This window comes from Staphylococcus simulans (assembly GCF_025561465.1).
Taxonomy (GTDB): domain Bacteria; phylum Bacillota; class Bacilli; order Staphylococcales; family Staphylococcaceae; genus Staphylococcus; species Staphylococcus simulans.
Window position 1 is genome coordinate 863487 of record NZ_CP095100.1, and the last position, 14433, is coordinate 877919.

Here is a 14433-nt window from a genome sequence, read left to right on the forward strand (position 1 = left end):
TGAAGTGCTAGTATATCACACGTGAATTTAAATAGATAATTGACTTATTTTACTTTAATATTCTGTATGAAAGACTAAGCTACTTGTAAGACACTATACCCTAATTGTTCTATTGTTTCGCTGATTTGTTCAGAAGAGATGATTGTGTCCTCATATTTAACTTTGACTTTACTGCTGTTGAATAAGACTTTTGCTGATTCAACACCTTCTGTTTTATTTAAAGCACCTTCAATTTTCTTGATACATGTAGGGCATGTCAGGGTTTCTAATTGTAGTTTGAGTTGTTTCATTTAAATCTTCTCCTTTAATTTTAAATTTGATTAAACGCATGGCGTTGAATATTACGACTAAGACACTTGCTTCATGGATAAACATTCCAATCGCTAGGTTCACACCGCCGAGGAGTACACCGATGAGCAGTGCGAATACTGTCAGCATCGCAATCCAGATATTTTGTTTAATATTACGGTGTGTGGCTTTAGCTAATAAGAATGCATGAGCATATTGTTTTAAACGATCCGCCATTAATACGATATCTGCGGTTTCCATTGAAATATCTGTACCGCCGTCTCCCATAGCTAAGCCGATATCTGCAGTCGCAATCGCAGGGGCATCGTTAATACCATCACCTGCCATCGCAACATGATAACCTTGATTTTGTAGTTGTTTAACGTAAGCTGTTTTATCTTCCGGTAATAAGCCTGCTTCAACCTCATCTATATCTAACTGTTCTGCTATCACACGTGCAGTATATGCATTATCACCCGTTAACATAATGGTACGTTTCACACCATGTTGTTTCATTAGGTCAATGGCTTGTTTCGCATCTTCACGTACTTCATCTTTAATCGATAAAACAGCTGCTAGTTTTCCGTTAATTGCCGCAAAGACTAAAGTATGACCGGTTTGTTCTTCGTATAAAGCATCTTGTTCAGCTTGTGAAATATCAATATGGTGATCCTGCATCAAAGCACGGTTACCGACAACTAATTGTTGATGATCAACTTGACCTGCAATGCCTTTTCCTTTAATCGGCGTCGTTGATTCTACAACATAATCCGTCAGCACATGATGTTGTTCAGCATAACTTGTTATCGCATGGGCTAAGTGGTGTTCAGAGGTTTGTTCTAAAGTACCGATTAAACCTAATAAATCATGAGGTGGATTATTATAAGTTTGTATACGTAAGAGTTCTGGTTGTCCTTTAGTCAATGTACCTGTTTTATCAAAGACCATCACATCAATATGTGCTAAGGTCTCCATAATGTCACTGCCTTTGATCAAAGCACCATGTTTTGCGCCATTACCTATACCCGCAACACTTGAAACAGGGGCACCGATTATTAATGCACCTGGGCATGCGATAACGAGGAAAGTAATTGCGAGATGCAAGTTCCAAGTGATGAGCCCAACGATAGCGGCTAATACAATGACAGCGGGTGTATACCATTTAGCGAAGCGGTCTAAGAAACGTTCAGTGTTAGATTTAGTTTCTTGAGCTTCTTCAATCAAATCAATAATCTTCGCAAACGCAGTATCTTCTCCGACTTTATCTGCAATCATTTCAACATAGCCAGATTCTAATATCGTACTGCTGTATAACGTATCTTGTTGACGCTTTGTCAGTGGAACCGATTCACCTGTAATAGAAGCTTCGTTAAATGTACCTTCACCTTCAATGATGTGACCATCAACAGGTACACGGCTGCCCGCTGTTAATATAATGCGATCACCTCTTGAGACTTCTTCGATTGATACTAAAGTACGTGATTCATCTGATTGTTTAATTAAGGCTTCTTCAGGTGATAATTCCGTTAAAGATTGAATGGAGCGACGTGTCCGTTCTAATGTCTTTTTCTCTAAATAACTTCCAAATAAGAATAGAAACGTTACAACAGCTGCCTCGATAAATTCACCAATAAAGAGTGCACCGATAACTGCGATACTAATCAGCAGTTCAATGCTGAACATTTTAAATCTTAGTGCCTGTATTGCACGTAATCCAATAGGCAACATCGCAATGGCAGTCGCAAAGATAAGCAAGGCATCTCCCATTACAGCAATATCTTTTAGAAAAATACGTATCAAGATGCCAGCTACAATGGCAATGAATGCGACTAATGTCAATGTTTGTTCATAACGATAAATCCATTTTGTAAACATCAAAAAACTCCTCCTCTCATATGAAGTGATGTCTGCTTTCACTTTTAATGATACGAGAGAAGGAGAGAAATAAAATTGACCTAGATCAATTTTTCAGTACTTTATAGGTATTGTGATTGATTTTGTCTAAAATACCTTCTTGTTCCAGTTGTTTGAAGGTACGATTTAGTGTTTCTGGCTGCATGCTTAAATAAGTCGCTAAATTCTTTTTAGTCATTGAAAGCTTTAATAAACCGTCTGTTGTCTCTAGTTGGATGTATTCCAGTAAACGCTCTTTACTGCTCATCAATGCGATTTGTGTCGTCATCGTTTCAGATTGATTCAATCGTTCTGCCAAACCTTCAATCATTTTAATTCCGATTTCAGGATAATCTGTCATTAATTGATGAATAGAGGATTGGTTAATCGTACATACATCACTGTCCTCTAACGCTTCTGCATACGTATTAGCACTATCTGATGCATTAAATAAAGTCAACTCACCTGTAAAATCACTATGTTCTAAAATACGGATTAATTGTTCATCCCCTTCATCCGTCAGTCTATAGATGCGTACTTTGCCGGAATGAATCACAAATAAAGTATGCACATCATCTCCAGCCATAAAGAGGTAATCACCTTTACGCACTTTTGTCGCATGAACTTTTGAAAAGACATGTTCTAATGCTTCTGTATCTAAATTTTGGAATAAGGGTACCTTACTGACACATAATTCATAACCTTTCATTATGGATGCTCCTTTAATCTTCTTATCTTTAGCTTAATTCATTTAATTAAAAGGGTAAATAACATTGCTTTTAACTAAAATGTAACGAATTAGTGAAATATTTAACAAATTAATTGAAACAATTGTATGTTTTTAATTGTCAAAGCGTTTTCAGTATGACATACTATAAACTAATTAGTATGACACATTGATAAAAATAGATGAGGTGATCTACAAATGACAAAATATATTTATGCATTTGAAGAAGGTAGTCAATCCATGAAGGATTTGCTTGGCGGTAAAGGTGCAAACTTAGCTGAAATGATGCGCTTAGGTTTACCAGTACCAGATGGCTTTACAATAACTACAGAAGCATGTATTGAATATTTGAAACAAGGCGCAACATTATCTGACGAGTTAAAAGAGGAATTACATACACAGCTCAAAGCTTTCTCAGAACGTACTGGGAAATCTTTTTCATCTGACGACAACTTGTTGTTAGTTTCTGTCCGTAGTGGTGCGAAAATTTCAATGCCGGGTATGATGGACACGATTTTAAACTTAGGTTTAAATGATGAAAATGTTGAGAAGTTAGCTGAAAAAACAAATGATGCACGCTTTGCGTATGATTGTTATCGTCGCTTGCTTCAAATGTTTGGACAAGTTGTATACGGTATCAACATGACAGCATTTGATCGCTACTTCGACAAATATAAAGAAGATAATGGTTATGAAACAGATGCTGAAATTCCAGCAGAAGGTTTAAAAGTCATCAGTGCACGTTTTAAAGAAATTTATGAAGAAGAAGTATATAAACCATTCCCGCAAGATCCATTTACACAGTTGACTGAAGCAGTTGAAGCGGTATTTAAATCTTGGGATAACGACCGTGCGCGTGTATACCGTGATTTAAATGATATCCCGCACGATATCGGTACAGGTGTCAACATCCAAGAAATGGTCTTCGGTAATAGTGGAGACCGCAGTGGTACAGGTGTTGCATTTACAAGAAACCCTGTGACGGGTGATAACCATGTCTTTGGTGAGTACTTATTAAATGCACAAGGTGAAGACGTTGTGGCAGGTATTCGTACACCAAAAGAAATTGAAACACTGGCACAACAAATGCCTGAGGTTTATCAAGAGTTCGTAGATGTGACTGAGAAATTAGAAGCACATTATAAAGATATGCAAGATATCGAATTCACAATTGAAAACGGTAAACTTTATATTTTACAAACAAGAAATGGGAAACGTACAGCCAAAGCAGCAATGAAAATTGCGGTTGATTTAGTAGATGAAGGGGTTATCACTAAAGAAGAGGCGCTAACAAAGGTAGATGTAAAATCAATTGATACATTATTGCATCCGACGTTCAAACCAGAAGCGATTGAAGCGGCAGAAGCAATTTCTGATTCAGGTCTTCCTGCAAGTCCAGGTGCATCAACAGGTAAAGTAGTCTTCTCAGCAGAAGATGCGAAAGTACAAGCGGATCAAGGTGAAAAAGTAATTTTAATGCGACCTGAAACATCACCTGAAGATATTGAAGGTATGGTCGCAAGTGAAGCGATTGTGACAACACATGGCGGTATGACATCTCATGCGGCAGTTGTTGCTCGCGGTATGGGTAAATGTTGTGTAACAGGCTGTTCAAACTTAAATATCGATACTGAAAATAAAGTTGTAACATATCATGGTCAAACGTTAAATGAAGGTGACATCATTTCAGTTGATGGTTCAACAGGTAACGTTTATTTAGGCGATATTGAAAAAACAGATGCTGACCACAGTGAAGACTTTGATCGCTTCATGCAATGGACACAAGAAACTGCACGTTTAAATGTACGCATGAACGCTGAAACGCCTCAAGACATCGCATCAGGTTACCAATTTGATGCAGCAGGTATCGGCTTAGTCAGAACTGAGCATATGTTCTTCGGTGCAGAACGTTTAGTTCAAATGCGTCGTTTCATCTTAGCTTCTTCACAAGAGGAACGAATCGAAGCATTAAATGAAATCCGTAAATATCAAATTGAAGACTTCGAACAGATTTTCAGATTATCTAATGGCCGTCCGACAATTGTACGTTTACTGGATCCGCCATTACATGAATTCTTACCGAAAACAAATGATGAAATTCAATTAGTTTCACAACAATTAAATGTTGATAAAGACGTGCTGCGTAAACGTATTGTTGACTTGCATGAAACTAACCCAATGCTTGGTCACCGTGGCTGCCGTTTAGCAGTAACTTATCCAGAACTTGCTGAAATGCAGACTGAAGCGATTATCGGCAGTGTGTTAAAATTAAAAAATGAGGGTATCGAAAGTCAACCTGAAATTATGATACCGCTTGTATCTACAGTAGAAGAATTCAAAACATTAAAAGACACAATCCAAGCGACAGCTGAAAGCATGTTAGCAAAAGACAATACGTCGATCGATTACTTAATCGGAACAATGATTGAAACACCAAGAGCTTGCTTGATTGCAGGGCAACTTGCGAAAGAATCAGAGTTCTTCAGTTTCGGTACGAATGACTTAACACAATTAACATTTGGATTCTCTCGTGATGATGCAGGTAAATTTATCAGTGAATATATCAACAGAGGCTTACTTGAAGTCGACCCATTCCAAACATTGGATGTTGATGGTGTAGGTCAGTTGATTAAAACAGCAGTAGAGCAAGCTAAAGCTGCAAATCCAAACATCAAAATTGGGGTTTGTGGTGAACTCGGCGGTGATCCGAAATCAATTCATTACTTCAATAACTTAGCGATTGATTATGTCTCATGCTCACCATTCAGAGTTCCTGGCGCAATGTTGGCTGCTGCTCAAAGCCAAGCAGAAAGTGAGAGAGCAATCGGTGCAAAACAATAACGAACATTTAGCATTATATATAGTGTCAGATTCTATCGGAGAAACTGCGCAGCGTATGATTCATGCGACATTAACGCAGTTTCCTGATATAGAAGATGACGTAGAAATTAAGAAATTCCCCTTCATTAAAAATGAAGAAGAATTTCTAACGATTTTAAAATTAGCAAAGCAGCGTGATGCGATTGTCATCACAACGCTCGTGAATCCAAAATTTAATCAAATCGGTCAAGCTTATGCTGAAGAGCAAGGTATCCTTTATGTAGATTATATGACAGATTTGCTTAATTTAATTGAAAACAAAACACATAAAAAAGCCTTACGCGAAAGCGGTGCCTTACGCAAAATGGATCAGCACTATTTTGAACGTATTGAGGCAATGGAATTCTCAGTCAAATATGATGACGGCAAAGTTTTTACCGGTATTGAAGAAGCAGATGCGGTGATTCTAGGTGTGTCCCGAACATCTAAAACACCTCTTAGTATGTATCTTGCGAACAAAGGTTATAAAATCGCCAATATTCCATTAGTACCTGAAGCACCGATTCCTGAAGAAGTCTTCAACAAGAAAATGTTAGTATTCGGCTTAACCGCAAGTCCCGATTATATTATGAATATCCGTACAGAACGCATCCGTGTACTGGGTATGAAAGGTTCAGCCAACTACAACAGTTTACATCGCATTAAAAAAGAATTAAGTTATGCGGAAGAAGTCTTTGATAAATTTAATGCCATTGTCATTAACACGGAATATAAATCTATCGAAGAATCTGCATTTTACATTGAAAAATACCTGAACAAATAACAACCATTCTATTCATCCATTAAACATAATAGAAAATTCCTTAATAACTTCTCACAAATATAAACGAAGCCGTAACTGCCTCCATTCAGTTACGGCTTTTTAAGTTGCTTATATTGAACTTTATGCATTTCACATTTAATTTAGAAGTATAAGTAAAAAAAAGGAGCGGTTAAAATGGAAAATGAACAAATTGTCTTCGCACAATTTCCAGACGGATTACCAGATGAACAAACGTTTCGTTATGAACCAGCTGAAATCATAGAGCCAAAACAAGGTGAAGTGTTATTAGAAACAGCATACCTATCAATTGATCCTTATTTTCGTAATGGCATGATTAAAGGGGCTTCTTATGTGACAGCCTTCAAAATTGATCAACCAATATGGGGAAGAGGGCTCGCAAAGGTAATTCAATCAAAAGACAATACAGTCAAAGAAGGAGACATTGTCAGAGGTCTGTTTGAATGGAAACGTTATAATACAATGCCGGCAGAAGATTTAGAAGTGCTAAATGTAGATGATGATATACCAGTGCATTGGTATTTAGGTGCTTTAGGTGCAACGGGTCAAACGGCTTATCATGGTTTGTTAGAAATTGGCCAACCAAAAGCTGGTGAAACGGTTGTTGTTTCAGCAGCATCAGGTGCTGTCGGTTCAGTCGTCGGCCAAATTGCGAAAATCAAAGATTGCTATGTAGTAGGTATTGCCGGAGGTAAAGCTAAAACACAATACCTCATAGATGAACTTGGATTTGATGACGCAGTCGACTACAAAAAAGAGGATTATACTGAAGCATTAGCTAAAGCAGTACCAAATGGTGTCGATGTATACTATGAAAATGTCGGCGGTACAGTTGCGAATGAAGTATTTAAGCATTTAAATTCATTTGCGCGAATACCTGTGTGTGGTTCAATCTCTAACTATAATGATAAAGAAATATCATATGAACCCGCTGTTCAACCAATGTTGATTAAAAATCAAGCATTGATGCAAGGGTTTTTAGCTTCTCAATTTAAAGATGATTTTGAACGTGCTGAAAAAGACTTAGCACAATGGATCAAAGATGGAAAACTCAAAACAAAAACGTCATTAGTAAAAGGCTTCGGCAACATCCCAAGTGCATTCAGAGCACTCTTTACAGGTAAAGAAATTGGCAAACAAATCGTTCAAGTTTCTTCCGTATTAGATTAATCATTTAGGCATTCTAAAGGTGATACACCACTTTTAGAATGCCTATTTTTCATTGCAGTCCTTTAAAGAAACCTCTATACTTAAGTGAAAATATACAATCAGCAGGAAAGAACGAGGGGATAGAGATGGAGAAACAAAATCAACCTGATGCGAAAACGATTAGAATTATCGCCATTATTGCGATTGTTTTAGGCGTACTAGGTATTATTAAGTATATATGGGCTGAATATCACCCCACAAATCCGTTAGATAAAGAAACAAAAATCAATACACCTACAATTTTTATGCATGGTTATGGCGGCAGTGTGAATTCATTACGCTTCTTTGAAACACAGGCACAAAAAGAAGGCTATACGAAAAAGCCGGTCGTCGCGACAGTAGGGGCAAATGGCCATGTCACTTTAAAAGGTAAATTTGATACGAAAGATAAACACCCGATTGTTTTAGTTAATTTGAAGGATAACGAAAATGGTGACATGAAACTGAATGCATTTTGGATTAAAAATGTACTTGAAGCGTTACAACAAGATTATCAATTTAAACAATTCAACATTGTGACACATTCTATGAGTAATATGTCGTTTGCGAAGTACATGTTAGACAATAGTAATAATCCAGACTTGCCGACTTTACATAAACAAGTCAATATCGCAGGTATCTTTAATGGCATCATCGGTATGGGAGATGAACCAGGAAAAGTAACATTAGATAAAAATGGGAAGCCTGATCAAATGACAGATGGTTATGTAGAAATATTGAAGTTGAAAAAAGATCCTGCCTATAAAAATGTAGAAATCTTAAATATTTATGGAGATATCCAAGATGGTACACACAGTGATGGTCGTGTGACAAATGCTTCTTCTAAATCTTTAAAATATATTATGAAAGATCATGCGAAAAGTTATCGTGAACTTTTGATAGAAGGTAAACAAGGTCAACATAGTCAACTTCATGAGAGTGATAAAGTTGCGGAAAATATCTTTAAGTTCTTATGGGGCAGTAAGCAAGGTTAGAAAAATCATAATTCGGCAATACTAATAATATAATGACTCATAGATTGGAGCGGATGAAATGACACAAAATGAACAAATTGTGTTAGCACAATATCCAGAAGGATTGCCTAAAGCAGAGGACTTTCGCTTTGAAACGATTGATATTGCTTCACCTGAAGAAGGAGAAGTCACAATTGAAACAGCTTATATTTCAGCTGATCCTTATATGCGTAATCGTATGAAGCCGAATACGAATTCTTATATCGGCGGTTTTGAATTAGACCAGCCGATTGTAGGTTTAGCAGTTGGACAAGTAACAGAATCCAATCATTCTGACTTTAAAAAAGGTGACACAGTGTCTGGTATGTTGCCATGGCAAAAATACAGTACAGTGAAAGCTGATGATTTAATGCATTTGCCAGATTTAGATGTACCACCTTATTTATTCTTAGGGGTTTTAGGCATGACTGGTCAAACAGCATACCATGGCCTGTTAGATATCGGTCAACCAAAAGCTGGTGAAACAGTCGTGGTTTCAGCGGCTTCTGGCGCAGTCGGTGCAGTGGTTGGCCAAATCGCAAAAATCAAAGGTGCCCGTGTTGTCGGTATTGCAGGCGGAGATCAGAAAACAAGCTATCTTGTTGATGAACTAGGCTTTGATGAAGCGGTGGATTATAAGAAAGAAGATTATGCAAAAGCCTTAGCTCAAGCAGTACCGGACGGCGTAGATGTCTACTTTGAAAACGTTGGCGGAACTGTCGCAAATGAAGTATTTAAACACTTAAATACATTCGCACGTATACCGGTATGCGGTTCTATTTCTAAATATAATGATACAGAAGTTTCTTACGAACCCGCAGTGCAACCGATGTTAATTAAACATCAAGCATTGATGCAAGGTTTCTTAGTGCATCAATTCAAAGATGACTTTGCGCGTGCAGGTCAAGAATTAGCACAATGGGTTAAAGAAGGTAAGATTAAAACGAAAACATCTGTAGCAGAAGGTTTTGACCAAGTCCCTAAAGCCTTCAATAATCTTTTCACAGGTGAGAATTTTGGTAAACAAGTGATAAAAATTTCTGATGTATTAGATAAATGAGGTGTATAGATGATGAAAGCAATTGGAGCAGATCGTGCCTTTCAATTATCAGAGGGCAATTTATTTTATGAATTTGATAAAGAAAAACCAACGCCAAAAGATAGAGAATTATTAATTAAAGTTAAAGCAATCAGCGCAAACCCGATTGACACTAAACAACGTCAAAGACCTATTGAACAACCGCCTAGAATTTTAGGATATGATGCAGTAGGTGTTGTTGAAGCAACAGGAGATAACTGTGAACTTTACCAAGTTGGCGATGAAGTCTTTTATTCTGGTTCATTGAAATTTGATGGTTCTAATGCCGAATATCAAACGATGGATGAACGTTATGTGGCGACCAAACCTAGCAATGTATCTTATACAGAAGCGGCAAGTCTTCCATTAACTTCTATTACGGCGTATGAAGTTCTTTTCGATATTTTCAATATCTCTACGAACCCTGATAATAATAAAGGGAAAACCTTATTAATTATCAATGGTGCAGGCGGTGTCGGCAGTATTGCGACACAAATCGCTAAAGCATACGGACTTAAAGTCGTTACGACAGCAGGCAGAGAAGAAACTAAAGCCTGGTCAGAAAAAATGGGTGCAGATTTAGTAATCAATTATAAAGAAGATATGAAAGCACAACTTGAAGCTAACAATGTTAAAGACATTGACTTTATTTTCTGCACGTTCGATACAGATTTATATTATGAAACAATGATTGATCTTGTAAAAGCACGTGGTACACTTGCGACGATTGTCGCATTCAATGAAAAACAAAATTTGAACTTGTTGAAAGGTAAAAGTTTAACATTTGGACATGAAAATATGTTTGCACGTTCATTGAATAATATAGATGTGATTCAATATCACCGTTATTTAACAGACGTTTCTAAAAAAGTAGAAGCGGGTGTTTATCAACCGACAGTGACGAAAGTCTTCGATGAATTAACGCCAGAAACGCTATTTGAAGCGCATCAATTACTAGAAGACCATGTGATGAAAGGTAAAATTGTGTTTGATATGGAATCATAATTAAAATATAAATGACACTAGAAGCATGCTGACAAAGCGAAATTCTAGTGTCATTTTGTTATAAGACGGAAAAATTGCTTATTCATATAGGTCATTCTATGATAAGGGCACAAACATATAAAGAAAGGAACGATATAAATGAAAGCAATCGGTGCAGAACGAGGATTTGAATTATCTGAAGGTAATTTATTCTATGAATTTGATAAAACGAAGCCTGAACCAAAAGGCAATGAATTATTAGTAAAAGTCAAAGCCATCAGTGTTAATCCTGTAGATACTAAAATTCGCCAAGCGCCTGTTGAAAAAGCACCACGGATTTTAGGGTTTGATGCGGCAGGTGTGGTAGAAGCAACAGGACCAGATTGTGAACTATTTAAAGTCGGCGATGAAGTTTACTATTCAGGTGCGAGCTTTTATGATGGCTCAAATGAAGAGTACCAAGTGATGGATGAACGTTATGTAGGTGAAAAACCAAGTAACTTAACATTTACAGAAGCAGCTAGCTTACCGTTAACAGCACTAACAGCGTATGAAGTGTTATTCGATACGTTCAACATTTCATCTAATCCTGAAAATAATAAAGGCAAATCATTATTCATTATTAACGGTGCTGGCGGTGTCGGCAGTATCGCAACACAAATTGCGAAAGCTTATGGATTAGAAGTAGTGACAACTGCTGGACGTGAAGAAACAAAAGCTTGGTCAGAAAAAATGGGTGCTGACTTAGTGATTAATCATAAAGAAGATATCAAAGCACAATTAGATGAACATCAAGTTGCGCCATTTGATTATGTTTTCTGTACGTATGACACGGATGGCTATTATGAATTAATGATTGATTTAGTTAAAGCACGTGGTCATATTGTCACAATTGTGGCCTTTGATGAAAAACAAGATTTAAACTTATTGAAAGGTAAGAGCGTGACATTCACACATGATTATATGTTTGGTCGTGCGGACTATGGTTTAAATGTGATTACGTTCCATCGTCATTTGACAGATTTGACTAAGAAGGTAGAAGCGGGTACGTATCAACATACGAAAACGAAGGAAATACAAGGGCTAACTACAGAAACATTATATGAAGCGCATCAACTATTAGAAAATCAATCCATGATTGGTAAATTAGTGATTAATATGGAAAACGAATAATTATTTTTGAAGCACTGGGAATCATTTTCTCAGTGCTTCTATTTTTAGTACATAATAAATTTGATAAGTTTTTTTATGAGAAGAAAAATAATTGTATAAATGAGATTGAAAAGCGTCATAGCGGGTAATTACATGTTATCAACAAATTTAGAAAGGGATTATTGGTATGAAAGAGAAAAAGATTACCAAAGTGTTTTGGTTTGCGCTCGTCATTTGTACATTATTTGTAATCTATGGTGCGATTTTCCCAAAACAACTTGAAGCAGGGACACAACAAATTACAACTTTCATCGCTAAATACTTTACATGGTATTATCTGATTTTATTATTAGTGATATTGATTGTATGTATTTACTTACTCTTCTCACGTTATTCAAATATCACTTTGGGAGAAGAAGGAGAAGATCCAGAGTTTTCACTGCAATCATGGTTTGCGATGTTATTTAGTGCAGGTATGGGTATCGGTTTAGTTTTCTGGACAACAGCTGAACCTATCAGTCATGCATTTACTCAAACGCCGATACATAAAGCTGGAACTCAAGCAGCCATTGATGATGCGATGCAGTTTGCGTTCTTCCACTGGGGCGTTCATGCTTGGGCCGTATACGGTATTGTTGCGTTAGTATTCGCTTATTTCAGTTTCCATCGTGGTTATGCAGGTTTAGTGAGTGCAACGTTGGTACCGTTATTAGGTGAAAAACGTATGAATGGACCGCTAGGCGGTACCATTGATGTATTAGCAATTATTGCGACAGTAACAGGTGTTGCGGCAACACTTGGGTTTGGTGCGTTGCAAATTAACGAAGGATTAAACTATTTATTCAAAGTACCATCTAACTTCGGCATGCAAGTTATTATCGTGATTATTGCGACGTTCTTATTTACATGGAGTGCATGGTCAGGTATCGATAAAGGGATTAAAACTTTAAGTAATATTAATATGATTTTAGCGTTTATCGTTTTAATTGTATTATTCGCAGTCGGACCGACACTCTTTACTTTAAATAACTTTACAAACTCATTAGGTAATTATATTTACAATTTCTTTGGGATGAGTTTACGTATTCCGCAAAACGGCGGAGAAAAATTCCAATGGATGCAGAACTGGACGGTCTTCTATTGGGCATGGTGGATTTCGTGGGCACCATTCGTAGGAATCTTTATTGCGCGTGTGTCACGCGGTCGTACTATTAAAGAGTTTATTTTAGGTGTTTTATTTGTACCAGCCTTAGTTTGTTTCTTCTTCTTTGCAGTCTTCGGATCAGCTGCAATCTATTTACAGAAAAACGGTATTGCGGATATTGCGAAAGAAGCAACAGAAACAGCTACCTTCGCAACTTTACAACACTATCCGCTCGGCTTTTTATTAAGTCTGGTTTCGTTAGTAGTTATCATGATTTTCTTCGTCACTTCAGCAGACTCAGCAACTTATGTGCTTGGTATGTTAAGTGCAAAAGGAAGTATCCACCCAGCTTCAGCAATTAAAGTATCTTGGGGTGTGATTTTAGCACTATTTGCGTTGATTATGATTTATACAGGCGGAACACAAGCGATTCAAAACTTATTAATTATCGCAGCACTGCCATTCTCAATCGTTATTATTTTAATGATGTGGTCGTTGTTTAGAGCATTAAGTGAAGAAAAACCACGGTACCAACAACCCAGATTTAAACATTCGGAAGTCTTATCGCATAAAAGTAACAGAGAAGAAATAGAAGAATAGTTAAAAAAATGAAGGCATAAGTTGCTTTATCATAAGATAAACAAACTTATGCTTTTATTTTTTACAATAAAATTTATTGTGTTTTTTTATAAATGAGTCGGGGTATAAAAAAGTAACGTCACAAACATTGATATGAGGAGGTGCAGCACCGTGAGAAGATTGAAGAATTTCATCTTAGGATTAATCATTGTGGTGGTTGTCGGAATGTTAGTGTTTATGCTCGCTAAAGTACCGCAGATTCCACAAGTTGAAACTTACCAACAACAATTACTGACATTTGCATGGTTCTTACCAGTACTCTTTACGTTGGCTGGACTGTTAATTGTGTTAGGTATTATTTTGGTGTTCAGCTTATTTGCGCCGACACATCGCAAGCCAGGTCTTTATAAATTTTATAAAGATGGTCATATATATATTTCAAGAAAATCAATCGAGAAAGTCGTGTATGACACAATGGCTAATTACGAGCAGTTGATGCAACCGAATGTTGTTACGAAGTGCTACAGTAAAAAGAAAAAGTCGTACATAGATGTAAAAGCGGACTTCTTTTTACCAGATGATACTCATGCACGAACTTTAACAGAAAATGTCAGAACAGATATTAAGAAAAACGTAGAATATTTCACAGAAATTCCTGTAAGAAAATTAGAGGTTAATGTGAAAGATCAGAAAAGTCCATCAAGTCCAAGAGTACTATAAAGGAGG

General features: G+C 36.8%; 12 protein-coding genes. 9 read left to right on the forward strand and 3 right to left on the reverse strand.

The features are described 5' to 3' along the window. Positions 1-74 precede the first annotated feature (74 nt). From MUA87_RS03745 to MUA87_RS03755, 3 genes are all read right to left on the reverse strand, one after another. On the reverse strand, positions 75-290 hold the full coding sequence (locus MUA87_RS03745) for a heavy-metal-associated domain-containing protein (protein WP_057509872.1): 216 nt from the start codon (positions 288-290) through the stop codon (positions 75-77). After that, on the reverse strand, positions 229-2163 hold the full coding sequence (locus MUA87_RS03750) for a heavy metal translocating P-type ATPase (protein WP_262551311.1): 1935 nt from the start codon (positions 2161-2163) through the stop codon (positions 229-231). Before MUA87_RS03750 ends, MUA87_RS03745 begins: the two co-directional genes overlap by 62 nt. A gap of 85 nt (positions 2164-2248) precedes the next feature. Next, the gene (locus MUA87_RS03755; RefSeq protein ID WP_023014963.1) at positions 2249-2890 is read right to left on the reverse strand and encodes a Crp/Fnr family transcriptional regulator; all 642 of its coding nucleotides are present in this window, start codon (positions 2888-2890) and stop codon (positions 2249-2251) included. A gap of 216 nt (positions 2891-3106) precedes the next feature. Here MUA87_RS03755 and ppdK point away from each other — a divergent pair, with 216 nt between their 5' ends. The 9 genes from ppdK (at position 3107) to amaP (ending at position 14427) form a co-directional block, all read left to right on the forward strand. After that, the gene (ppdK, locus tag MUA87_RS03760) at positions 3107-5749 is read left to right on the forward strand and encodes a pyruvate, phosphate dikinase (protein ID WP_262551312.1); all 2643 of its coding nucleotides are present in this window, start codon (positions 3107-3109) and stop codon (positions 5747-5749) included. Continuing rightward, on the forward strand, positions 5736-6551 hold the full coding sequence (locus MUA87_RS03765; protein WP_002479528.1) for a pyruvate, water dikinase regulatory protein: 816 nt from the start codon (positions 5736-5738) through the stop codon (positions 6549-6551). Before ppdK ends, MUA87_RS03765 begins: the two co-directional genes overlap by 14 nt. A 174-nt stretch (positions 6552-6725) precedes the next feature. Next, complete coding sequence (locus MUA87_RS03770) at positions 6726-7739, forward strand: NADP-dependent oxidoreductase (RefSeq protein ID WP_262551313.1); 1014 nt, start codon at positions 6726-6728, stop codon at positions 7737-7739. Between the two features lie 125 nt (positions 7740-7864). Beyond that, the gene (locus MUA87_RS03775; protein ID WP_262551314.1) at positions 7865-8752 is read left to right on the forward strand and encodes an alpha/beta hydrolase; all 888 of its coding nucleotides are present in this window, start codon (positions 7865-7867) and stop codon (positions 8750-8752) included. Positions 8753-8810: 58 nt separating this feature from the next. Further along, the gene (locus MUA87_RS03780) at positions 8811-9830 is read left to right on the forward strand and encodes an NADP-dependent oxidoreductase (RefSeq protein WP_107539722.1); all 1020 of its coding nucleotides are present in this window, start codon (positions 8811-8813) and stop codon (positions 9828-9830) included. Between the two features lie 12 nt (positions 9831-9842). Then, on the forward strand, positions 9843-10853 hold the full coding sequence (locus MUA87_RS03785) for a zinc-binding alcohol dehydrogenase family protein (RefSeq protein ID WP_262551397.1): 1011 nt from the start codon (positions 9843-9845) through the stop codon (positions 10851-10853). 138 nt (positions 10854-10991) lie between these two features. After that, the gene (locus tag MUA87_RS03790) at positions 10992-12005 is read left to right on the forward strand and encodes a zinc-binding alcohol dehydrogenase family protein (RefSeq protein ID WP_262551315.1); all 1014 of its coding nucleotides are present in this window, start codon (positions 10992-10994) and stop codon (positions 12003-12005) included. Between the two features lie 166 nt (positions 12006-12171). Beyond that, on the forward strand, positions 12172-13728 hold the full coding sequence (locus tag MUA87_RS03795) for a BCCT family transporter (RefSeq protein ID WP_262551316.1): 1557 nt from the start codon (positions 12172-12174) through the stop codon (positions 13726-13728). Positions 13729-13878: 150 nt separating this feature from the next. Then, a complete protein-coding gene (gene amaP, locus MUA87_RS03800; RefSeq protein WP_002479521.1) occupies positions 13879-14427 on the forward strand; it encodes an alkaline shock response membrane anchor protein AmaP in 549 nt (182 codons plus the stop codon). Positions 14428-14433: the final 6 nt, after the last annotated feature.

Coding starts and splice junctions, on each gene's coding strand:
- ppdK (WP_262551312.1), top strand. CDS start 3,107: ATGACAAAATATATTTATGCATTTGAAGAAGGTAGTCAATCCATGAAG.
- MUA87_RS03755 (WP_023014963.1), bottom strand. CDS start 2,890: ATGAAAGGTTATGAATTATGTGTCAGTAAGGTACCCTTATTCCAAAAT.
- MUA87_RS03745 (WP_057509872.1), bottom strand. CDS start 290: ATGAAACAACTCAAACTACAATTAGAAACCCTGACATGCCCTACATGT.
- MUA87_RS03795 (WP_262551316.1), top strand. CDS start 12,172: ATGAAAGAGAAAAAGATTACCAAAGTGTTTTGGTTTGCGCTCGTCATT.
- MUA87_RS03775 (WP_262551314.1), top strand. CDS start 7,865: ATGGAGAAACAAAATCAACCTGATGCGAAAACGATTAGAATTATCGCC.
- MUA87_RS03770 (WP_262551313.1), top strand. CDS start 6,726: ATGGAAAATGAACAAATTGTCTTCGCACAATTTCCAGACGGATTACCA.
- MUA87_RS03780 (WP_107539722.1), top strand. CDS start 8,811: ATGACACAAAATGAACAAATTGTGTTAGCACAATATCCAGAAGGATTG.
- MUA87_RS03790 (WP_262551315.1), top strand. CDS start 10,992: ATGAAAGCAATCGGTGCAGAACGAGGATTTGAATTATCTGAAGGTAAT.
- MUA87_RS03750 (WP_262551311.1), bottom strand. CDS start 2,163: ATGTTTACAAAATGGATTTATCGTTATGAACAAACATTGACATTAGTC.
- MUA87_RS03785 (WP_262551397.1), top strand. CDS start 9,843: ATGAAAGCAATTGGAGCAGATCGTGCCTTTCAATTATCAGAGGGCAAT.